The sequence below is a fragment of the Kitasatospora sp. NRRL B-11411 genome (genome assembly GCF_000721345.1).
In the GTDB taxonomy this organism is placed as follows: Bacteria; Actinomycetota; Actinomycetes; order Streptomycetales; family Streptomycetaceae; genus Kitasatospora; species Kitasatospora cineracea.
Map to the genome: position 1 here is coordinate 217,847 of NZ_JOGH01000002.1, position 19,922 is coordinate 237,768.

The window sequence follows — 19,922 nt, forward strand, 5'->3', positions numbered from 1 at the left end:
CATTTGTTCGGTCCGCTTGTGCCCATCTGCCCCGGCTGTCAGCCGAGTACGTCAGACTGTCCTTCGGCAACCGGAAGCAGGACGGGGCGGAGCTGATCCGCCCGGCCGGTCGCCCGACGAGGATCAGACGATCAACAGCACGGATCGGCGGTACCGGCCGACCGTGCGGCGACAGCAGCCAGGAGGCGGTTACCGGTGAAGTTCCGGGTGGAGCGTGATGTCCTCGCGGAGGCGGTGGCCTGGGCTGCCCGCAGCCTCCCCGCGCGGCCGCCGGTGCCGGTGCTGGCCGGCCTGCTGCTGACCGCGCAGGAAGGCACCCTGGCGCTGTCCGGGTTCGACTACGAGGTGTCGGCCCGGGTCGAGCTGGAGGCGGACGTCGAGGAGGCCGGCACCGTCCTGGTCTCCGGCCGCCTGCTGAACGACATCTCGCGCAACCTGCCGAACCGCCCGGTGGAGATCTCCACCGACGGCGCCCGGGTCAGCGTGGTCTGCGGCACCTCCCGCTTCACGCTGCCGACCCTCCCGGTCGACGAGTACCCGGCGCTGCCGCAGATGCCGACCGCCACCGGCACCGTCCCGGGCGACGTGTTCGCCTCCGCGGTCAGCCAGGCCGCGGTCGCCGCCGGCCGCGACGACACCCTGCCGGTGCTCACCGGCGTCCGAGTCGAGATCAACGGCAGCGGGATCACCCTGGCCGCCACCGACCGGTACCGCTTCGCCGTCCGCGAGCTGCTCTGGAAGCCCGAGCAGGACGACATCAACGCGGTCGCGCTGGTCCCCGCCAAGACCCTGCAGGACATCGCCAAGTCGCTGGGCAGCGGCGACCAGGTCACCATCGCGCTCTCCACCGGCGGCGCCGGCGAGGGCCTGATCGGCTTCGAGGGCGCCGGCCGGCGGACCACCACCCGCCTGCTGGAGGGCGAGTTCCCCAAGTTCCGGTCGATCTTCCCGACCGAGTTCTCGGCGGTCGCCGCGGTGCAGACCCAGCCCTTCCTGGAGGCGCTCAAGCGCGTCTCGCTGGTGGCCGAGCGCAACACCCCGGTCCGGCTGAACTTCGAGCAGGGCGTGCTCACCCTGGAGGCCGGCTCCGGCGACGACGCCCAGGCCACCGAGCGGATCGACGCCGACCTGGAGGGCGACGACATCTCGATCGCCTTCAACCCCGGCTACCTGGAGGAGGGGCTCAAGGCGATCGACGCCGGCTACGCGCAGCTGAGCTTCACCACCCCGACCAAGCCGGCCCTGCTCACCGGCAAGCCCGCGGTCGACGCGGAGCCGGACGAGGCCTACCAGTACCTGATCATGCCGGTCCGCCTCTCCGGCTGACCGGGCACCGACCACCAGGGGCGCGAGGGGCGAACAGCCTCCGCGCCCCTGTGGCTGCCCGGCGCGCCCTCGGCGTCGGCGTAGGCTCAGTGGGTGCGGCAACGGCGCCGCCATCAGGCACGACACCACAGTGAAGGACTTGTCATGGAGCTCGGCCTCATCGGTCTCGGCAAGATGGGCGGCAACATGCGCGAGCGCATCCGCCGCGCCGGCCACACCGTCATCGGCTACGACCGCAACCCGGACCTCGCCGACGTCGACAGCGTCGAGCAGCTGGTCGCCAAGCTGGAGGCCCCCCGCGTGGTGTGGGTGATGGTCCCGGCCGGCGGCCCGACCCAGGAGACCGTCGAGCACCTGGCCGAGCTGCTGGCCCCGGGCGACGTGGTGGTCGACGGCGGCAACTCCCGCTGGACCGACGACGTCAAGCACGCCGAGCTGCTCGCCGAGAAGGGCATCGGCTTCGTCGACTGCGGCGTCTCCGGCGGCGTCTGGGGCCTGGAGAACGGCTACGCGCTGATGTACGGCGGCGACGCCGCGCACGTGGCCAAGGTGCAGCCGGTCTTCGACGCACTCAAGCCCGAGGGCGACTTCGGCTCGGTGCACGCCGGCAAGGTCGGCGCCGGCCACTTCGCCAAGATGGTCCACAACGGCATCGAGTACGCGATGATGCAGGCCTTCGCCGAGGGCTGGGAGCTGCTGGAGGCCGCCCCCGAGGTCACCGACGTGCGCGAGGTCTTCCGCAGCTGGCAGGAGGGCACCGTGATCCGCTCCTGGCTGCTCGACCTGGCCGTCCGGGCGCTGGACGACGACGAGCACCTGGCCAAGCTCAAGGGCTGGGCCGCCGACTCCGGCGAGGGCCGCTGGACGGTCGAGGCCGCGATCGACCACGCGGTGCCGCTGCCCGCGATCACCGCCTCGCTGTTCGCCCGGTTCGCCTCCCGCCAGGACGACTCCCCGCAGATGAAGATGATCGCCGCGCTGCGCAACCAGTTCGGCGGCCACGCGGTCGAGTCCAAGTAAGCAGCCCCGGACAGAAGGCGAGCGCAGTCCACCGTCATGCACGTCGCGCACCTGTCGCTCGCCGACTTCCGTTCCTACGCCCGGGTCGAGGTCCCGCTCGACCCGGGCGTCACCGCGTTCGTCGGGCCCAACGGGCAGGGCAAGACCAACCTGGTCGAGGCGATCGGCTACGTCGCCACCCTGGGCAGCCACCGGGTGGCCACCGACGCCCCGCTGATCCGGCTCGGCGCCGAGCGGGCGGTGATCCGGGCCAGCGTGGTCGCCCAGGGCGGCCGCTCCACCCTGGTCGAGCTGGAGCTGACCGCCGGCAAGGCCAACCGGGCCCGGCTGAACCGCTCCGACAACGTCCGCCCGCGCGACGTGCTGGGCGTGCTGCGCACCGTGCTGTTCGCCCCCGAGGACCTGGCCCTGGTCAAGGGCGACCCGGCCGAGCGCCGGCGCTTCCTGGACGAGCTGCTGACCGCCCGGGCCCCCCGGCTGGCCGGGGTGCGCTCCGACTACGAGCGGGTGCTCAAGCAGCGCAACGCCCTGCTGAGGACCGCAGCGATGGCCCGCCGGGCGGGCGGCGGCAAGTCCGCCGACCTGGCCACCCTGGAGGTCTGGGACGGCCACCTGGCCCGCGCCGGAGCAGAGCTGACGGCCTTCCGGATCCAGCTGGTGGCCGCGCTGCAGCCGCTGGTCGCCGAGGCCTACCGGCAGCTCGCCCCCGGCGCCGGCGACACCGTGCTGGAGTACCGCTCCTCCTTCGAGGGCGAGCTCCCCACCAGCCGCGAGCAGGCCGAGCAGCAGCTGCTGGAGGCCCTGCGGGCGACGCGCAGGCAGGAGGTCGAGCGCGGCCTGACCCTGGTCGGCCCGCACCGCGACGAACTGCTGCTGCGGCTCGGCCCGCTGCCCGCCAAGGGCTACGCCAGCCACGGCGAGTCCTGGTCCTACGCGCTGGCGCTGCGGCTGGCCTCGTACGAGCTGCTGCGCTCCGAGGGCGGCGAGCCGGTGCTGGTGCTGGACGACGTGTTCGCCGAGCTGGACGCCCGGCGCCGGGACCGGCTGGCCGAGCTGGTGGCCGGCGGCGAACAGGTGCTGGTCACCGCCGCCGTCGCCGAGGACGTGCCGAAGGCGCTGCACGGCGCCCGGTACGGCGTCTCGGGCGGCACGGTGGACCGACTGACCCCGTGAGCCCCGGCGGCCGCGTACGGGGGGCCTGACGGGCGCCGACCGGAACGCGGTCTTCCTGGCGTCTCGGGGCTTCCGGGTGGACGCCGTCGACCTCTCCCTCGACGCGATCGCCTGGACCGGCGACCGGGCCCGCGAGGCGGCGGCCGAGGTCGGCCCGCACGGCGGCGGCGCGTTCCGGCCGACCCGGGACGAGCTGGCCGGCCCCTACGACCTGGTGGTCTCCATCACCTGCCGCTGCACCGCAGGATCAGCCACCTCCGGGCGCTGGACCGGGTGCTCGCGGTCGGCGGCCACCCGGTGCTCGCCGCCTTCACGGCCCGGGCGCCGGGCTCCGGATCGCCCGTCCCGGACGCCGGGCTGTACCGGGAGGGCAAGCCGTACGACGGCCCGGCCCACACGCCCCAGGACCCGCGCTGGATCTTCGAGGGCCTCACCGAGGGCCTCACCGAGGGCCTCACCGAGGCCGAGGTGCGCGCGCTGCGCGAGCAGCCGGCCGACTCCCCCCACTACGGTCCCCCGTTCCTGCTGGGCGGTCTGTTCCGGCGCGAGGAGGGCCCGCCTGGACCGGTGGGTCCCGCGCCCCTCCGGTTCTCCGGAGGCGCGTACCCGTACCCTGGACGACTCACCGTCGTCCACCGGTAGGGAGGGGAGCGCGCCGTGTCCGAGGAGCCGGGGCTTTCGGGCGTGGACCTGGCCCGGGTCGCGCTGCGCGCGGCCAAGGAGCAGGCCAGGCAGCGCGGCGAGCAGGTCCGCGAGCGGCGGGAGGCCAAGCGGACCGGGCTGCGCAGCGGCGCCCGGGCGGACGGCCGGGACCCGGTGCCGCTGGGGGCCGCGCTGAACCGGCTGATCACCGAGCGGGGCTGGGAGGCGCCGGCCGCGGTCGGCGGGGTGATGGGCCGCTGGTCGCAGATCGTCGGTCCGGACATCTCCGCGCACTGCGAGCCCAAGTCGTACACGGAGGCCGACGCGGTGCTCACCGTGCAGTGCGACTCCACTGCGTGGGCGACTCAACTCCGGCTGCTTGCACGGCAGTTGGTGGCCCGGCTGAACCACGAGCTGGGGCACGGGACGGTCCGGGTGATCAAGGTGCTGGGCCCGGACGCCCCGGTGCGCGGCTACGGGCGGCTGCGGGCCCCCGGGAGCAAGGGGCCGGGCGACACCTGGGGCTGAGCCCGGTGGAGCGGACCGCGATCTTCCGGAATCGCTGGCAGCCCTACCAGGCGCTCTGAGCCCCCCTGGCGAGTATCGGGACATGTCCCGAGGGGATTCAGGGCGGCACATCTGCCCTCAGGGGCTGCCAAACGCCCCTCTCTGTCGGTCGTACCGGTAGACTGAAGCGCAAACACCGTTGCTACTGAGCAACAGAGTCGAAACGCCGTGGTCGCACACCTGCCCGGGCAAGCGGGGAGGGGCGCGGCCCGCGCTGTGCCAGAGAGGGCGCTTCGTGGCCGATTCCGGCAACCCCAGCCAGACCCCAGACCCGTCCGACCGGAAGGCCTACGACGCCAGCGCGATCCAGGTGCTGGAGGGGCTCGACGCAGTCCGCAAGCGCCCGGGCATGTACATCGGCTCGACCGGTGAGCGCGGCCTGCACCACCTCGTGTACGAGATCGTCGACAACTCGGTCGACGAGGCGCTCGCGGGCCACGCCGACACCATCGGCGTCACGATCCTGGCCGACGGCGGCGTGCGGGTGGTGGACAACGGCCGCGGCATCCCGGTCGGCATCATGCCGGGCCAGGACAAGCCCGCCGTCGAGGTCGTGCTGACCGTCCTGCACGCGGGCGGCAAGTTCGGCGGCGGCGGCTACGCGGTCTCCGGCGGTCTGCACGGCGTCGGCATCTCGGTGGTGAACGCGCTCTCCACCCGCCTCGCGGTGGACATCAGCACCGACGGCGCCCGCTGGACGCAGGAGTACAAGTCCGGTGCCCCGGTCGCCCCGCTGGCGCGGCACGAGGAGACCGGGGAGACCGGCACCACGGTCACCTTCTGGGCCGACCCGGACATCTTCGAGACCACCGTCTACTCGTTCGAGACGCTCTCCCGGCGCTTCCAGGAGATGGCCTTCCTCAACAAGGGCCTGACCATCGCGCTGACCGACGAGCGCCCCGAGCACCTGGACGAGGAGGGCAAGCCGCTCTCCGTCACCTACCGGTACGACGGCGGCATCGCGGACTTCGTGGCCCACCTCAACTCCCGCAAGGGCGAGGTGATCCACCCCTCGGTGATCGACTTCGAGGCCGAGGACAAGGACAAGCGGATCTCCGCCGAGATCGCCATGCAGTGGAACTCGTCCTACACCGAGGGCGTGTACTCGTTCGCCAACACCATCCACACCCACAGCGGCGGCACCCACGAGGAGGGCTTCCGCGCCGCGCTGACGGGTCTGGTGAACCGCTACGCGCGCGACAAGAAGCTGCTCCGCGAGAAGGACGACAACCTCTCCGGCGAGGACATCCGCGAGGGCCTGACCGCGATCATCTCGGTCAAGCTCGGCGAGCCGCAGTTCGAGGGCCAGACCAAGGACAAGCTCGGCAACACCGAGGCCAAGACCTTCGTGCAGAAGGTGGTCAACGAGCACCTGGCCGACTGGCTGGACCGCAACCCCAACGAGGCCGCGGACATCATCCGCAAGTCCGTCCAGGCCGCCAGCGCCCGGGTCGCCGCCCGCAAGGCCCGCGACCTGACCCGGCGCAAGGGCCTGCTGGAGTCCGCCTCGCTGCCCGGCAAGCTCTCGGACTGCCAGTCCAAGGACCCGGCCGAGTGCGAGATCTTCATCGTCGAGGGCGACTCGGCCGGCGGCTCCGCCAAGCAGGGCCGCGACCCGCGCACCCAGGCGATCCTCCCGATCCGCGGCAAGATCCTGAACGTCGAGAAGGCCCGGATCGACAAGGTGCTGCAGAACACCGAGGTCCAGGCGCTGATCTCGGCCTTCGGCTGCGGCATCCAGGAGGACTACGACGCCGAGAAGCTGCGGTACCACAAGATCGTGCTGATGGCCGACGCCGACGTCGACGGACAGCACATCCGCACCCTGCTGCTGACCCTGCTGTTCCGCTTCATGCGCCCGCTGGTCGAGGCCGGGTACGTCTACCTGGCGATGCCCCCGCTGTACAAGATCAAGTGGGGCCGGGACGAGTTCGAGTACGCCTACTCCGACCGCGAGCGCGACGCGCTGATCGCGGCCGGCGTGGAGTCCGGCCGCCGCCTCCCCAAGGACGACGCGATCCAGCGCTTCAAGGGCCTCGGCGAGATGAACGCCGAGGAGCTCCGCGTCACCACCATGGACGCCGCGCACCGCCTGCTGCTCCAGGTCACCCTGGAGGACGCCGCCCGCGCCGACGACCTGTTCTCCGTCCTGATGGGCGAGGACGTCGAGGCCCGCCGCTCCTTCATCCAGCGCAACGCCAAGGACGTCCGCTTCCTGGACGTCTGACGTCCCGCCAAGGATCGTTGAAAGGAAACTGACCACCAGTGGTCGACGACAACCGTCCCGACGGCGGCGAACAGCCCGAGGACAGCACCATCCCCGCCCAGAGCGGCCACCGGGTCGAGCTCATCGAGCTCGAGACCGAGATGCAGCGCTCCTACCTCGACTACGCGATGAGCGTCATCGTCTCGCGCGCCCTGCCCGAGGTCCGCGACGGCCTCAAGCCGGTGCACCGCCGGGTGCTCTACGCGATGTACGACGGCGGCTACCGGCCCGAGAAGGGCTACTACAAGTGCGCCCGCGTGGTCGGCGACGTGATGGGCAACTACCACCCGCACGGCGACACCTCGATCTACGACACCCTGGTCCGCCTCGCCCAGCCCTGGTCGATGCGGATGCCGCTGGTGGACGGCAACGGCAACTTCGGCTCCCCGGGCAACGACCCGGCCGCGGCGATGCGCTACACCGAGTGCAAGATGATGCCGCTGGCGATGGAGATGATGCGCGACATCGACGAGGAGACCGTCGACTTCGCCGCCAACTACGACGGCCGGCAGCAGGAGCCGACCGTCCTGCCCTCGCGGATCCCCAACCTGCTGGTCAACGGCGCCACCGGCATCGCGGTCGGCATGGCCACCAACATCCCGCCGCACAACCTGCGCGAGGTCGCCTCCGGCGCGCTCTGGGCGCTGGAGCACCCCGAGGCGTCCAACGAGGAGCTGCTGGAAGCCCTGATCGAGCGGATCAAGGCCCCCGACTTCCCGACCGGCGCGCTGATTGTCGGCCGCCGCGGCATCGAGGAGGCCTACCGCACCGGCCGCGGCTCGATCACCATGCGCGCGGTGGTCGAGGTCGAGGAGATCCAGGGCCGCCAGTGCCTGGTGATCACCGAGCTGCCGTTCCAGGTCAACCCGGACAACCTCGCCCTGAAGATCGCCGACCTGGTCAAGGACGGCCGGATCGCCGGCATCGCCGACGTCCGCGACGAGTCCTCCTCGCGCACCGGCCAGCGCCTGGTCATCGTGCTCAAGCGGGACGCGGTCGCCAAGGTCGTGCTCAACAACCTGTACAAGCACACCGACCTGCAGACCAACTTCGGCGCCAACATGCTGGCCCTGGTCGACGGCGTGCCGCGCACCCTCTCGCTGGACGCCTTCATCCGGCACTGGGTCGCCCACCAGATCGAGGTCATCGTCCGCCGGACCACCTTCCGGCTGCGCAAGGCCGAGGAGCGCGCGCACATCCTGCGCGCCCTGCTCAAGGCGCTCGACCAGATCGACGCCGTGATCGCCCTGATCCGCGCCTCGGAGAGCGCCGACGCCGCCCGCACCGGCCTGATGCAGCTGCTCGCCATCGACGAGCTGCAGGCCAACGCCATCCTCGAGATGCAGCTGCGCCGGCTGGCCGCCCTGGAGAGCGCCCGCATCCTCAGCGAGCACGACGAGCTCCAGGCCAAGATCAACGAGTACAACGCGATCCTCGCCTCGCCCGCCCGGCAGCGCGAGATCGTCTCCGAGGAGCTCACCGCGATCGTCGAGAAGTACGGCGACGAGCGGCGCTCCACCCTGATCCCCTCCGACGGCGACCTCTCGATCGAGGACCTCATCGCCGAGGAGGACATCGTGGTCACCATCACCCGCGGCGGCTACGTCAAGCGCACCCGCTCCGACCTCTACCGCTCGCAGAAGCGCGGCGGCAAGGGCGTGCGCGGCGCGCAGCTGAAGCAGGACGACATCGTCGACCACTTCTTCGTGACCACCACCCACAACTGGATCCTGTTCTTCACCAACAAGGGCCGGGTCTACCGCGCCAAGGGCTACGAGCTCCCCGACGCCGGCCGCGACGCCCGCGGCCAGCACGTCGCCAACCTGCTGGCCTTCCAGCCGGAGGAGCACATCACCCAGGTGATGGCCGTCCGCACCTACGAGGACAAGCCGTACCTGGTCCTCGCCACCCGCGGCGGCCTGGTCAAGAAGTCCCCGCTCAAGGACTACGACTCCCCGCGCTCCGGCGGCCTGATCGCCATCAACCTCCGCCAGGACGAGGAGGGCCGGGACGACGAGCTGATCGGCGCCGAACTGGTCTCCGCCGACGACGACCTGCTGCTGATCTCCCGGAAGGCCCAGTCGATCCGCTTCAAGGCCACCGACGAGGCGCTGCGCCCGATGAGCCGGGCCACCTCCGGAGTGAAGGGCATGTCCTTCCGCGAGGACGACGAACTGCTCTCGATGAACGTGGTGCGGCCCGGCACCTACGTCTTCACCGCCACCGACGGCGGGTACGCGAAGCGGACCTCGGTTGACGAGTACCGTGTCCAGGGACGTGGTGGTTTCGGTATCAAGGCGGCGAAGATCGTCGAGGGCCGGGGCTCGCTGGTCGGCGCCCTGGTCGTCGAGGAGACCGACGAGATCATGGCCATCACGCTGTCCGGCGGCGTGATCCGGACCAGGGTTTCCGAGGTGCGTGAAACCGGACGTGACACCATGGGCGTCCAACTGATCAACCTCGGGAAGCGCGACGCGGTGGTGGGCATGGCCCGCAACGCGGAGGCCGACGAGGAGGAGGGCGCGGACGAGACCGTCGACGGGACGGAGTCCGCGGCCGCCACCGAGCAGGACGCGAACGGCGCGCCCGACCAGGGCTGACGCGCGGACGCGCACCGTGGTGCCCGCCCCGCCGCACCGGCGGGGCGGGCACCACGGCTGACCGCGGGCCACCGGGGCCCGCGGTGCAGGAGCACAACACGGACCAGGACGGTGCGATCGCCCTGGCGGACGGTTCGGGAGGACCACGGTGAGCGGAGCCACGGGTGCTGGAGGTGCCACGGGCGGCCTGGCGGGCGGGCCGGGCGGAACCGCCCAGCAGTCCTACGGGGGCCAGACCCCGCCCCCGCCGAGCGCCCCGCCCACCGCGGGCGGCGGCTTCTCCCAGCCCACCACCTACGCCAAGGGCCAGCCCACCCCGCCGCGCGGCACCCGCGTCCCCGGCGCCCCCGGGCAGTCCGGCGGCCAGCCCCGCCGCCCCGGCCCGTCCGCCGGCGGTGGCGGCACCGGCCGGACCCGCAAGGCCCGGCTGCGGATCACCAAGGCCGACCCGTGGTCGGTGATGAAGGTCAGCTTCCTGCTCTCGCTGGCCATCGGCGTGATCATCATCGTGGCCGCCGCGGTGCTCTGGATGACCCTCGACGGCCTCGGCGTCTTCTCCTCGCTGAGCGGCACCCTGAAGGACGTCACCGGCAGCGGCGGCGACAGCTCCAGCGCCTTCAACCTGATGGACTACATCGGGTTCGGCAAGGTGATGCTCTTCACCGTCCTGATCGCACTGGTCGACATCGTCCTGATGACCGCCCTGGCCACCCTCGCCGCGTTCATCTACAACTCCGCGGCGGGCTTCACCGGCGGCATCGAGCTGACCCTCGCCGAAGAGGACTGACCCGGCGTCAGTAAGGCGGAATTCCCGGGGCCCCGGAGGCTGTTGAAGCTTCCGGGGCCCTTCGCCGTCCCCGGCGCAATCGGGTGACCGCCCGGCGCGCCGGGATTGGCGTTCCGGCCCGCAGTGCACAGATGGAAGAACGGGAACGGTCAGCGGGCCGCCCGGCCGCTTCCGGCGGTCACCGGGCGTCCCGGACGGGAACGACTGGTCGGAAGGTCCGTCATGGCGCAGCACGCACAGCAACTGGTCGGCGCGGTCGAAGGGTTGATCGGGCGCCCGATCCCCCTGCGGATCCGCGCCCGGGACGGCTCCGAGGCCGGCCCCGCCGGCGCCCCCACCGTCGTCCTGCGCAACCGCCGCGCCCTGCGCCGCCTGCTCTGGGCCCCCGGCGAGCTCGGCCTGGTCCGCGCCTACGTCGCCGGGGACCTCGAACTCGCCCCCGACACCGACCTGTACGAGGTGCTGGCCGCCGTTGCCTCCTTCGCCGAGGACCCGGACGCCCCCCGCCCGCGGCTCGGCCCCCGCCAGTACCTCGGCGCCCCCGGCCGCCGGCTGCTCGCCACCGCCCTGCGGCAGGGCGCCGTCGGCCCGAGCCCGGTGCCCCCGCCCGAGGAGGTCGGGAACCGCCGCGGCCGGCTGCACAGCCGCCGCCGGGACCGCGCCGCGATCAGCCACCACTACGACGTCGGCAACGACTTCTACCGGCTCGTCCTCGGCTCCAGCCTGGTCTACTCGTGCGCCTACTGGGAGCCCGCCGCCAAGAGCCTGGAGGACGCCCAGGCCGCCAAGCTCGACCTGATCTGCCGCAAGCTCGGCCTGCGCCCCGGCATGCGCCTGCTGGACGTCGGCTGCGGCTGGGGCTCCCTGGTCCTGCACGCCGCCCGCCACTACGGCGTCGAGGCGGTCGGCGTCTCCATCTCCACCGAGCAGGTCGCACTGGCCCGGCAGCGGGTCGCGGAGGCCGGTCTCGCCGACCGGATCGACATCCGGCTCCAGGACTACCGGGAGATCCCCGACGGCCCCTTCGACGCCATCTCCAGCGTCGGCATGGCCGAGCACGTCGGCTCGGCCCAGTACCTGGTCTACGCCCGCCACCTGTACGACCTGCTGGCCCCCGGCGGCCGCCTGCTCAACCACCAGATCGCCCGCCGCCCGCTGCCCCCCGGCGAGGTCTACCGGCTCTCCCCCTTCATCGACCGCTACGTCTTCCCCGACGGCGAGCTCTCCCCCGTCGGCACCACGGTCTCCCGGCTGGAGCAGGCCGGCTTCGAGGTCCGCGACGTCGAGGCCCTGCGCGAGCACTACGGCCGCACCCTGCGCGAGTGGGTCGCCAACCTGGAGGCGAACTGGCCGGAGGCCGTCGCCCTGGTCGGCCGCGGCCGGGCCCGGGTCTGGCGCCTCTACATGGCCGCCTCCGCCGTCTCCTTCGAGCAGAACCACATCGGCATCAACCAGGTCCTCGCCGTCCGCCCCACCCCCGCGGGCGCCTCCGGCCTCCCCCCGACCCGCCCGCAGTGGCTCGCCGGGGCCGCCGAGGTCGCTGAGCAGCACCGTCCGGAGGACGCCCGGGATACGGATTTGGGAGATCGGCCGTCGGTCCGCTAATCTTTCAGTGCGGCAAGGGCCTATAGCTCAGACGGTTAGAGCGCTTCCCTGATAAGGAAGAGGCCACAGGTTCAAGTCCTGTTAGGCCCACCTGCGGAAACGCCCCGGATGGATCTCCATCCGGGGCGTTTCGTTTGCCTGGTACGCCAACGATTTACGCCAACGGCTCCGGGAGAGTGTCCGAAGCCACCCCGGAGTGAAACATGGTGATCCCAGCGGGACCGGCCTCGCCGTGCGGGCGCTAGGCCGGCGGCTGGCGATCTGGTCTCCGATGCGATGGGTGCGAGCTGTACAGGCTTGGCGCGGATCGTGCTGGGCGGCGGGGAGGGGTTGAACCCCCGTACGTGGCGGGTTCCGGGGGTTCGCCGCTGAGGCTTGCTAGGCGCTAGGCGGGCGGTCAGAGGCCGTTTGGCTCGCTAGCGGGGTCGCTAGGTCTAGCAGGGGCGCTTGCTAGGTCTAGCGACGGTTCCGGGGCCGGTCGGGGCGCGGCGCGAACGGGGCGGCGGGCGTCGGGGCGTCCAGTTCTCTGGACACTGCCTGTCCGTCAGGGGGTGGTGTCGGGCCGGGGCCGGGCCAGGGGCGGGGTGTGGCGGTGCTGTCCGAGGTCCGGATTTCTGCGTCACTGCGACACCTGCGTCACGGTTGGCCCCTGACCTGCGGTTTTCCGGTGACGCAGCGGCTTGCTGATGTGGGTGTCTGCGTCACCGGGTGACGCGGACTGCGTCGCGGGGTGACGCAGGTGTACGAACGGTGACGCAGGAGAATCCGTCTGCGTCACCCCTTCCGTCGCAGGTCAGGGGCCGTTTTTCGGCTCTGGTGTCGCAGGTGACGCAGCGTCTTCCTACTTAGGAAAAAAGGGAGGGGCAGTTCTAGTACTTCGGCTGTCCCTCAGAGACGAGGAGGAGCCGCTGCGCGGCACGCTCTGGGGCGGCGCCGCCGCCAACAGCAAGAAGAGCACCTAGGCGCTGCCGCCTGGTGCTCTTCTTGCTGTTCAACTGCTATCGCCGCTGCACGACGGATGGATCCACCCGTCAGCGACGGGAGTTGGTGGTTCAGGGGGCCCGCTCCCGGCTGCTGGGCGGCGCGGAGGCTGCGACGGCGGCCAGGCCCGCAGGCAGCCGGTTGGCGGTCAGGTAGGCGTGGAAGTCGTCGCACAGGATGCGGACCTGGCCGCGGCCGTTGCCGACCCGGAAGGAACGCAGGGTGCCGCTGCGGGCCATGCGCCAGACGGTCTCTTGCGACAGGCGCAGGGCGAAGGCCACCTGGGGGACCGTCAGGTAGTCGGTCGGGTCGGCGGTCGGCGGGGTGGCGGCGTCCATGTGGGTCTCCTCGGTCGGACGGCGAGTTGGGTAAGAGCGGGGCTGCGGAGTTGGGTTGTTGGCCACCGCTCATGGGCGCTCACGGAGTGTTCACGGAGCGGTCGGGCGGCTGCGCTTGGCCGGGAGCCTGTCTGCGCGGATCGGCAGACTCCGGAGCCGGTGAGTCGGGTAGGTCGGGAATGTGTTCGCTGGTGCTCATGAAGCGCTCACGGGGACGTGTGCCCTGCTGAGGAAGCTTGTCGGGTTGGGGGCGGGCGGTCGGACTGCCCCAGCCGGCGGGAGCGTCAAGGTGTTCACGCCGCCACGGCCACCCGGTGGACGCGGGCGGGGCAGTTGATCGCGTCGATCTCCACCCGGGCCCGCAGGTGGTCCGGGACCGGAACCCAGCCCGAACCGTCGCACTGGCACTTCGCCGCCACTACCCAGGACGCGGTGTCCTCACTCAGGCCGGACTCGGCCGGGACGGTGAGCGACTGCGGAACCGCGAGCGTTGCGTGCATGATGGAATCCCTCCGAAGGGTGGGGGCGACGGCTTGTCTTGGCGGATTGGGCGTCGCCCCGGCTATCTGCTGACACCCTAGAGTGCTCTAGATGGCTCTAGGGTGTCAAGCAATCCATCTAGGTGTGTTAGGGCGCTGTGCGGGTACCCTGGCGGCATGACTCTTGTGCATGACGAGCGCGCGCCATATGTGCAGGTGGCTGACATCATCCGGGCGGAGATCGCTGCCGGCGAGCGAGCGCCCGGCGACAAGCTCCCGTCCGTCAAGAAGCTCGCGGAGCGGTTCGGTCTCGCCGAAATGACCGTGCACAGCGGTCTTCGGATTCTCCGCGAGGAGGGCCTGATCGTGGCCACGCCGGGACGTGGCACCTTCGTTCGGAGTGGCGTCGACGCGGCGTCGCTGAGCGCGACGGCTGGACCGGCCGGTTCGGAAACCGCTCTGCGGTCGCAGGTTGAAAGCCTGGCCTCCACGGTCGAGCGGCTTTCCTCCCGCGTGGCTGAGCTGGAGAAGGCGACGGGCCTGTCGGGCGCCTGATCGGTCACCGTCTTGGTCCGGTCGTATGCCGGTGGGCGTACGCCAACGCGCTACGCCAACACCGGCGTACGACCGTGGACGTCGGCGGACGCGGGCGTACGAATCGCCCTGCTCCGGGGCTGTGTCACGGGCGTCGATTCGGCCGAGTGATCACCTGATAAGGAAGAGGCCACAGGTTCAAGTCCTGTTAGGCCCACCGGCGCGAAGGCCCCGATCACCTGGTGATCGGGGCCTTCGACGTGTTCCGCCCCGTAACCTCCCGGCCCGCCCGCTCGTTGGGCCCGGTGCGCAGAGGCAACACAGGGTGAGCTGACTCGAAACTGATGTGAAGTCGGGGATAGCCGGGCGACAGAACCGGCCATTGGGTGACGTGGGACGTAGCGCGACCTCTGCTCCGGCCGGCGGATGATCCGGCCCCGCCCGCCCCGGGCTCCCGGGCGGTTCCCACGTCATGTCTTCATTCACCCTGTGAGGCACTCCCATGTCCATGGAAGCCGCGCTGCTCGAATCCAGGACGCTCCGAAGCGGCCTGTGCGAGCGCACCGAAGTCCTCGACGAGGTCAAGGCCCTCGTCCTGCTGCCCGACGGGCTGTACGTCACCACGCGGATGGTGGCGGACTACTTCGAGGTCCACGAGGACGCGATCTACAGCGTGCTCCGGCGCCACCGGCAGGAGCTGGAGGGCAACGGGTTCACCGTCCTCAAGCCTGTGGATAACCCCGGGAACCAGCCGGTCAAAACGAACGGCTGGCAGGTCAGCGGCCCGCAGGGGGGTGACCAGTGGTCCGAGGGGGCCGTACGGTCGGCGCACCCTGTGGATAACCCCGAGAACCAGACCTTCAAAATGAAGGTCTGGCAGGTCAGCGGTACCGAAGGAGGTGACGGGGCCCCGTACGTCTCCGCCTCGCCTGTGGACAACCCCTACAGCCGCCCCCAGGGCGGCGGCAACGGCGTCGCTCTCTACTCCCGGCGGGCCGTGCTGAACGTCGCGATGCTGCTGCGGGACAGCGAGGTGGCCCGGCAGGTGCGAGGCCGGCTGCTGGACGCAGTGGAGGCGGCGGCGCGGCCGGTGGTGGAGCCGCCGCCGGTGGTGCACACGTTCCGGGCGCGGCCGTGGCGGCGGTGGAGCGAGCTGCGGTGGGACGAGTACGAGGCGGGTCGGCGGGATCCGGCGGTGGAGGACTGGCGGCGGCGGATCGACGGGATGGAGTCGTTCGGGCCGTACCGGGTGGGGGAGTACGAGCCGGTGGTGCCGCTGTACGCGGAGGAGCCGGAGTTCTCGTTCACGGTGGAGGACCTGCCGGCGGTGGTGTCCGGGTTGGTGGTGTCGGTCGGGTCGATCGAGCGGCGCCTGGCCGCCCAGGGGGTGCTGATCACCGCGCTCGGTGAGCGGGTCTCCCGGCAGGAGCCGCGGCTGGACGGTCTGGACGCCCGGATGGACGTCCTGGGCGAGGAGGTGCGGGTGGTCCGGCAGTTGCGGCGGCGCCGGAAGTAGCCGGTAGCGGGAGGGCCCGGGCGCGTCGCCGGAGGGAACGGCGGCGCGTCCGGGCGCGTTGGCGGGGCATGGGGTTGTTCTGGGCGATGAGCCTGCCGGGCCTGGTCTGCGCGCTGGTGGTGCTGGCGTTCGTGGACCAGCTCGCGCTGCGGGCGCGCCGGAGCCGCTGGGTGCCCTGGCGGGGGACGGGGCGGGAGGGGCAGGTCTCGGCGACCGGGTTCGAGCAGTTGCACGCCCAGTTCGCGGCCGGGAAGCAGGCCGAGCTGGAGCAGCGGAGGACCACGCTGATGCTCCGGGACGAGGAGGGCGAGGGCGCTCCGCCGCGCTCGACGGTGGACCTGGAGGGCGGGGTGGCGGTGATCCGCACCGGGGATCCGCGGTCGGACGATCCTACGGATGCCGGGGCGTCAAAGCCGGTGGCGGATCGGTCGGTTGGCGGTGGCGGGGGCCGCTCTTGAACGGGTTACCGGTGTGTATCATCGGCCCCAGGGCGGTCTGCACCCTGACCGCTGGTTCGTGCTCCTACATCCAAGCAAGCAAGAAGGACGAGGTCCCGCGGTGAAGAAGCTTCTCCTGGTCGCCCTGGTCGCCCTCGGCGGCTTCTTTGTCTACCGTCAGGTCCAGGCGGACCGTGCCGAGCAGGACCTGTGGACCGAGGCGACCGACCCGGTCCCCGCCGGCCGCTGAGCGCCGACTGTCGAGTCTTCTCGGACCGGCCCGCGGAGCACGGGCCGCGGCCGGTCCGAAACCCGCGTGGGCGGCTGCCCGGGAGCGGGTAGGCTATCCCCCGTTGCTCGGGGCCTTAGCTCAGTTGGTAGAGCGCTGTCTTTGCATGGCAGATGTCAGGGGTTCGACTCCCCTAGGCTCCACAGTCGCCGAACGGCCCCCGACCTGGGGAAACCAGGTCGGGGGCCGTTCGCATGTCCGGAAGGTCCCGCACGTTTTCCGCACGGGGCCGGGCGGCAGGCTCAGTGCGGCTTGCGCGGGTCGTGCGGCTTCGGGCGGTCGTCGTCGGCGGGCTTGGCCTCCGGCCGCGGGGCGGTGGTGGGCTCCTCGCGCGGGACGGAGCCGTTGACCGTGGCTCCGCCGACCGGGCCGCCGACGGCGCTGCCGGGGGTGGGCGGGGTGCTGGAGGGGGGTGCGGGGGTGACGGGTTCCGGGGCGGCCGGGGCCGGGGGTTCGGTGAGCCACTCCGGGTTGTTCTGCTTGCGGTACCACTGCCAGGCCAGCACGCCGGTGCCGACGGCCAGGGTGCCGGCCACCGCGAGGCCGGTGGCCCAGCCGTTGCGGTGCTGCTTCTTGGCGTTCTTCGCGGCCAGCGCGCCGATCTCGGCGGCGCTGACGTTGCCGTGCAGGGCGGTGACCGCCGCGGCGCCGCGGGTCTGCGCCTCCTGGGCGATCGGGGTGACGCTGTCCTTGGCGGCCTGGAAGGTCTCGGCCACCTTGGGGAGCACGGTGGCCCTGGCCTGCCCGGCGGCCTGGCCGGCCGACAGCTTGGCGGCCAGCGCGGCCTCCTGGGCCCGGTGGGCGGCCCGGAGGGCGGCCTTCTGGGTCTCCGGCGGGAGGCTGGAGAAGGCGTGCTCCAGGTGCGGGGCGACGTGCTTGGCGTACTGCACCCGGGCGGCCTGCGCGGCCTGGCCCGCTCCGGCCCTGGCCTGTGCACCGGCGGTCGCGGCCTTCGGGCCGAGTGCCTCCAGCTTCGGGCCGAGGGCCTGCCTGGCCCCCTCCGCGTAGTGCAGGGCGGTCTCCTTGGCGGAGACGGCGTAGGGCGCGACGGCGTCCTTCGCCCGTCCGGCGGTCTCGCGCGCGGTGTCCGTACGGCTCACGGGCTTCTCCTTCTCGGCGGGTGTCCGGCGTTGTCCGGTATGCACCTTTCCACCTGATAGGAGATCATGCATCGCGCTCGGCCGCCGGGCACCTTCGGCTGAGCCGTCTGCGGGCCGCGTGGGATGATTCCTCGGATAGTCAGGTAAAAGTTAGGAAGGTACTGCCGTGGCCGAGGAACTCACCGCCACTCTGAAGACCAACCACGGTGACATCGTGGTCAAGCTCTTCCCGAACCACGCGCCGAAGACCGTCGCCAACTTCGTCGAGCTGGCCGAGGGCACCCGCGAGTGGAAGAACCCGGAGACCGGCGAGCTGGCCGCCAAGCCGCTGTACGACGGCACGGTCTTCCACCGGGTCATCGAGGGCTTCATGATCCAGGGCGGCGACCCGCTGGGCAACGGCACCGGCGGCCCGGGCTACAAACGGTCGCCCCGACCAGCTGGCTGAACCGCAAGCACAGCATCTTCGGCGAGGTCGTCGACCCGGCCGGCCAGAAGGTCGTGGACGCGATCGCCACCACCGCCACCACCAAGCCGTACGACCGGCCGGTCCAGGACGTGGTGATCCAGCAGGTCGTCATCTCGCGCGGCTGATCCGCACCCCGCCGCCCCGCGGGGCGGTGCCCGCGCGATCCCGCGCGCAGTAGCCTGGGCGGTCCCGGCGGTGCCCCGTTCTCTCGACGGAGGCGGCGCCGGGACCGTTTTCGTCGAGGAGGGACAGCGTCGATGCATCCGGAGGAGCCCGTGCGGCCGACGCCGGCGGACGGCCAGGGGAGCGGGTTGCCCGGGTGCCACCGGCACCCCGAGCGGGAGACCGGGGTGGGCTGCACCCGGTGCGGTCGCCCGATCTGCCCGGAGTGCATGGTGCCCGCCTCGGTGGGCTTCCAGTGCCCGGACTGCGTGCGCGGTGAGGCCGCGCAGCAGGCTCGGCAGCGGCCCCGGACCACGGCCGGCGCGCTGGTGGCGCTCGGCGACGGGGCGCTGGTCACCAAGGTGCTGATCGGGATCAACCTGCTGGTGTTCCTGCTCACCGAGTACGTCGACCAGGTCTGGCAGATCCGGCTGGGGATGGGCAGCGGGGCGGACGCCTTCGGCACCCGGATCGGCGTGGCGGCCGGTCCGGCCGAGTGGTACCGGCTGGTCAGCGGGATGTTCGTGCACGCCGGGGTGATGCACATCCTGATGAACATGTTCTCGCTCTGGGTGCTCGGCCCCCAGCTGGAGCGGGTGCTGGGCCGGTGGCGCTTCCTGGCCCTGTACCTGCTGTCGGGGGTGGCGGGCAACGCGTTCGGCTACCTGCTGGACGGGGCGGACATGTTCTCGGTCGGCGCCTCCGGGGCGATCTTCGGCCTGCTGGGCGCCACCGCGGTGCTGTTCCGGGTCAACCGGGTGCCGATGCAGCCGGTGATCGCGCTGCTGGTGGTCAACCTGGTGCTCACCTTCACGCTGAACAACATCGACTGGCGCGCGCACCTCGGCGGGCTGGTGGCCGGTGTCGCCATCGGGGCCGGGATGATGTACGCCCCGCCGGGGCGCCGGAGCCTGGTGCAGGGGCTGGCGCTGGGCGGGGCGGTGGCGGCGATCCTGCTGATGCTGCTGATCGGGACGGCCCGGCTGCCCGGGTGAGGTTGTGCACAGTCGGCGGGCGCCGGGGCGCGCCCGCCGATTGGATTTCCCGGCTCTACGCGCGTTATGCTGCTGCGTTGCGAGTTATCCACAGGCCGGGCGGAGTTTTCCCCAGTGTGGACAACCCTGTGGATAAACGTTCGGACGCTCCGTCACGGGCCGGGTCCGGGCAGCACGGACACCGCCCCGGCGGGTGGGCCGGAGCGGTGCTGGGCGGTGCGGGTGGATCAGGCCGGGGCCCGGCGGGCGGGCGGCGCCGGCGTCACTTCCACTGCGTGGAGACCGCGAAACCCGCCGCGATGAAGGTGAAGCCGGCCAGGATGTTCCAGTTGCCCCAGCTGTGGACCGGCCACGAGCTGTTGGTCACGTAGTAGGTGACGATCCAGATCAGGCCGATCAGGAAGAACGCCAGCATCAGCGGTGCCACCCAGCTCCGGCTGCCGGAACTGATCTTCACGGCCGTCGCGGTGCTCGGAGGCGGCGTGTAGTCGGCCTTCTTGCGGAGTCGAGACTTCGGCACGAGGGGCTCTCCTGTCGATGCGCTGTGACCGCGCGGGTGGGTCAGCGTGGGCGGGCGGCGAATGGTCGGGCCGGTCCGTACGGCTGGTCCTCCGCACATGCCACCGGCGTCCGTTA

General features: G+C 71.7%; 18 protein-coding genes, 2 tRNA genes and 1 pseudogene. 17 read left to right on the forward strand and 4 right to left on the reverse strand.

All coding sequences use genetic code 11. The features are described from left to right. Positions 1-195 precede the first annotated feature (195 nt). From dnaN to IH44_RS0102270, 10 genes are all read left to right on the forward strand, one after another. Positions 196-1,326, forward strand: coding sequence for a DNA polymerase III subunit beta (dnaN, locus tag IH44_RS0102225; protein WP_030457640.1), 1,131 nt, complete (start codon positions 196-198; stop codon positions 1,324-1,326). Between the two features lie 144 nt (positions 1,327-1,470). Next, the gene (gnd, locus tag IH44_RS0102230; RefSeq protein ID WP_030457641.1) at positions 1,471-2,346 is read left to right on the forward strand and encodes a phosphogluconate dehydrogenase (NAD(+)-dependent, decarboxylating); all 876 of its coding nucleotides are present in this window, start codon (positions 1,471-1,473) and stop codon (positions 2,344-2,346) included. Positions 2,347-2,382: 36 nt separating this feature from the next. Continuing rightward, positions 2,383-3,519, forward strand: a complete 1,137-nt coding sequence (gene recF / locus IH44_RS0102235) for a DNA replication/repair protein RecF (RefSeq protein ID WP_030457642.1) — start codon at positions 2,383-2,385, stop codon at positions 3,517-3,519. Between the two features lie 273 nt (positions 3,520-3,792). Then, complete coding sequence (locus IH44_RS42335; RefSeq protein WP_051816452.1) at positions 3,793-4,161, forward strand: hypothetical protein; 369 nt, start codon at positions 3,793-3,795, stop codon at positions 4,159-4,161. 15 nt (positions 4,162-4,176) lie between these two features. Further along, entirely contained in the window at positions 4,177-4,689 is a 513-nt protein-coding gene (locus tag IH44_RS0102245; RefSeq protein WP_030457643.1) for a DUF721 domain-containing protein, read from the forward strand. A gap of 274 nt (positions 4,690-4,963) precedes the next feature. Further along, entirely contained in the window at positions 4,964-6,955 is a 1,992-nt protein-coding gene (gene gyrB, locus IH44_RS0102250) for a DNA topoisomerase (ATP-hydrolyzing) subunit B (protein ID WP_232794786.1), read from the forward strand. Between the two features lie 38 nt (positions 6,956-6,993). After that, the gene (gyrA, locus tag IH44_RS0102255) at positions 6,994-9,594 is read left to right on the forward strand and encodes a DNA gyrase subunit A (protein ID WP_030457645.1); all 2,601 of its coding nucleotides are present in this window, start codon (positions 6,994-6,996) and stop codon (positions 9,592-9,594) included. A gap of 148 nt (positions 9,595-9,742) precedes the next feature. Then, positions 9,743-10,381 (forward strand): DUF3566 domain-containing protein, encoded by a 639-nt coding sequence (locus IH44_RS0102260; protein WP_063759536.1) that lies wholly within the window; start codon positions 9,743-9,745, stop codon positions 10,379-10,381. A gap of 222 nt (positions 10,382-10,603) precedes the next feature. Then, positions 10,604-11,986 carry a cyclopropane-fatty-acyl-phospholipid synthase family protein gene (locus IH44_RS0102265; protein WP_030457647.1) on the forward strand — a complete coding sequence of 461 codons (1,383 nt, stop codon included), beginning with the start codon at positions 10,604-10,606 and terminating at the stop codon, positions 11,984-11,986. A gap of 16 nt (positions 11,987-12,002) precedes the next feature. Beyond that, a tRNA-Ile gene (locus tag IH44_RS0102270) sits at positions 12,003-12,076 on the forward strand. Positions 12,077-13,038: 962 nt separating this feature from the next. Here the strand turns inward: IH44_RS0102270 and IH44_RS0102275 are convergent. Together IH44_RS0102275 and IH44_RS0102280 are read right to left on the reverse strand one after the other, a co-directional pair. Then, positions 13,039-13,305: a helix-turn-helix domain-containing protein gene (locus IH44_RS0102275; protein ID WP_030457648.1), complete on the reverse strand. Its 267-nt coding sequence runs from the start codon at positions 13,303-13,305 to the stop codon at positions 13,039-13,041. 293 nt (positions 13,306-13,598) lie between these two features. Then, on the reverse strand, positions 13,599-13,805 hold the full coding sequence (locus IH44_RS0102280; RefSeq protein WP_030457649.1) for a hypothetical protein: 207 nt from the start codon (positions 13,803-13,805) through the stop codon (positions 13,599-13,601). 156 nt (positions 13,806-13,961) lie between these two features. On the opposite strand from IH44_RS0102280, the gene IH44_RS43575 reads away from it, so the two are divergent. The 5 genes from IH44_RS43575 to IH44_RS0102305 all read left to right on the forward strand — a co-directional run bounded on the left by IH44_RS43575 (position 13,962) and on the right by IH44_RS0102305 (position 16,703). After that, complete coding sequence (locus IH44_RS43575) at positions 13,962-14,339, forward strand: GntR family transcriptional regulator (protein ID WP_063759537.1); 378 nt, start codon at positions 13,962-13,964, stop codon at positions 14,337-14,339. 481 nt (positions 14,340-14,820) lie between these two features. After that, on the forward strand, positions 14,821-15,834 hold the full coding sequence (locus tag IH44_RS47590) for a hypothetical protein (protein WP_051816453.1): 1,014 nt from the start codon (positions 14,821-14,823) through the stop codon (positions 15,832-15,834). A 68-nt stretch (positions 15,835-15,902) separates the two neighbouring features. Further along, positions 15,903-16,292, forward strand: coding sequence for a DUF6191 domain-containing protein (locus IH44_RS0102295; RefSeq protein WP_030457652.1), 390 nt, complete (start codon positions 15,903-15,905; stop codon positions 16,290-16,292). A gap of 100 nt (positions 16,293-16,392) precedes the next feature. Next, positions 16,393-16,521, forward strand: coding sequence for a DLW-39 family protein (locus tag IH44_RS47595; protein WP_014137031.1), 129 nt, complete (start codon positions 16,393-16,395; stop codon positions 16,519-16,521). A 109-nt stretch (positions 16,522-16,630) separates the two neighbouring features. Continuing rightward, a tRNA-Ala gene (locus tag IH44_RS0102305) sits at positions 16,631-16,703 on the forward strand. Positions 16,704-16,802: 99 nt separating this feature from the next. Here the strand turns inward: IH44_RS0102305 and IH44_RS0102310 are convergent. Further along, positions 16,803-17,660, reverse strand: a complete 858-nt coding sequence (locus IH44_RS0102310; protein WP_051816454.1) for a DUF5324 family protein — start codon at positions 17,658-17,660, stop codon at positions 16,803-16,805. Between the two features lie 166 nt (positions 17,661-17,826). On the opposite strand from IH44_RS0102310, the pseudogene IH44_RS40490 reads away from it, so the two are divergent. Beyond that, positions 17,827-18,254 (forward strand): annotated as a pseudogene (locus tag IH44_RS40490) (peptidylprolyl isomerase). Positions 18,255-18,386: 132 nt separating this feature from the next. Continuing rightward, positions 18,387-19,286, forward strand: a complete 900-nt coding sequence (locus IH44_RS0102320; protein ID WP_051816455.1) for a rhomboid family intramembrane serine protease — start codon at positions 18,387-18,389, stop codon at positions 19,284-19,286. A gap of 262 nt (positions 19,287-19,548) precedes the next feature. Here IH44_RS0102320 and crgA read toward each other — a convergent pair whose 3' ends face one another. Then, positions 19,549-19,806 (reverse strand): cell division protein CrgA, encoded by a 258-nt coding sequence (gene crgA, locus IH44_RS0102325; protein ID WP_030457655.1) that lies wholly within the window; start codon positions 19,804-19,806, stop codon positions 19,549-19,551. Positions 19,807-19,922: the final 116 nt, after the last annotated feature.

Excerpts from the sequence above, each read along its gene's own strand:
- IH44_RS43575 (WP_063759537.1), top strand. The coding sequence starts at position 13,962 with ATGACTCTTGTGCATGACGAGCGCGCGCCATATGTGCAGGTGGCTGAC.
- gnd (WP_030457641.1), top strand. The coding sequence starts at position 1,471 with ATGGAGCTCGGCCTCATCGGTCTCGGCAAGATGGGCGGCAACATGCGC.
- IH44_RS0102280 (WP_030457649.1), bottom strand. The coding sequence starts at position 13,805 with ATGCACGCAACGCTCGCGGTTCCGCAGTCGCTCACCGTCCCGGCCGAG.
- IH44_RS0102265 (WP_030457647.1), top strand. The coding sequence starts at position 10,604 with ATGGCGCAGCACGCACAGCAACTGGTCGGCGCGGTCGAAGGGTTGATC.
- recF (WP_030457642.1), top strand. The coding sequence starts at position 2,383 with ATGCACGTCGCGCACCTGTCGCTCGCCGACTTCCGTTCCTACGCCCGG.
- IH44_RS0102295 (WP_030457652.1), top strand. The coding sequence starts at position 15,903 with ATGGGGTTGTTCTGGGCGATGAGCCTGCCGGGCCTGGTCTGCGCGCTG.
- IH44_RS0102320 (WP_051816455.1), top strand. The coding sequence starts at position 18,387 with ATGCATCCGGAGGAGCCCGTGCGGCCGACGCCGGCGGACGGCCAGGGG.
- IH44_RS0102275 (WP_030457648.1), bottom strand. The coding sequence starts at position 13,305 with ATGGACGCCGCCACCCCGCCGACCGCCGACCCGACCGACTACCTGACG.
- IH44_RS47590 (WP_051816453.1), top strand. The coding sequence starts at position 14,821 with ATGTCCATGGAAGCCGCGCTGCTCGAATCCAGGACGCTCCGAAGCGGC.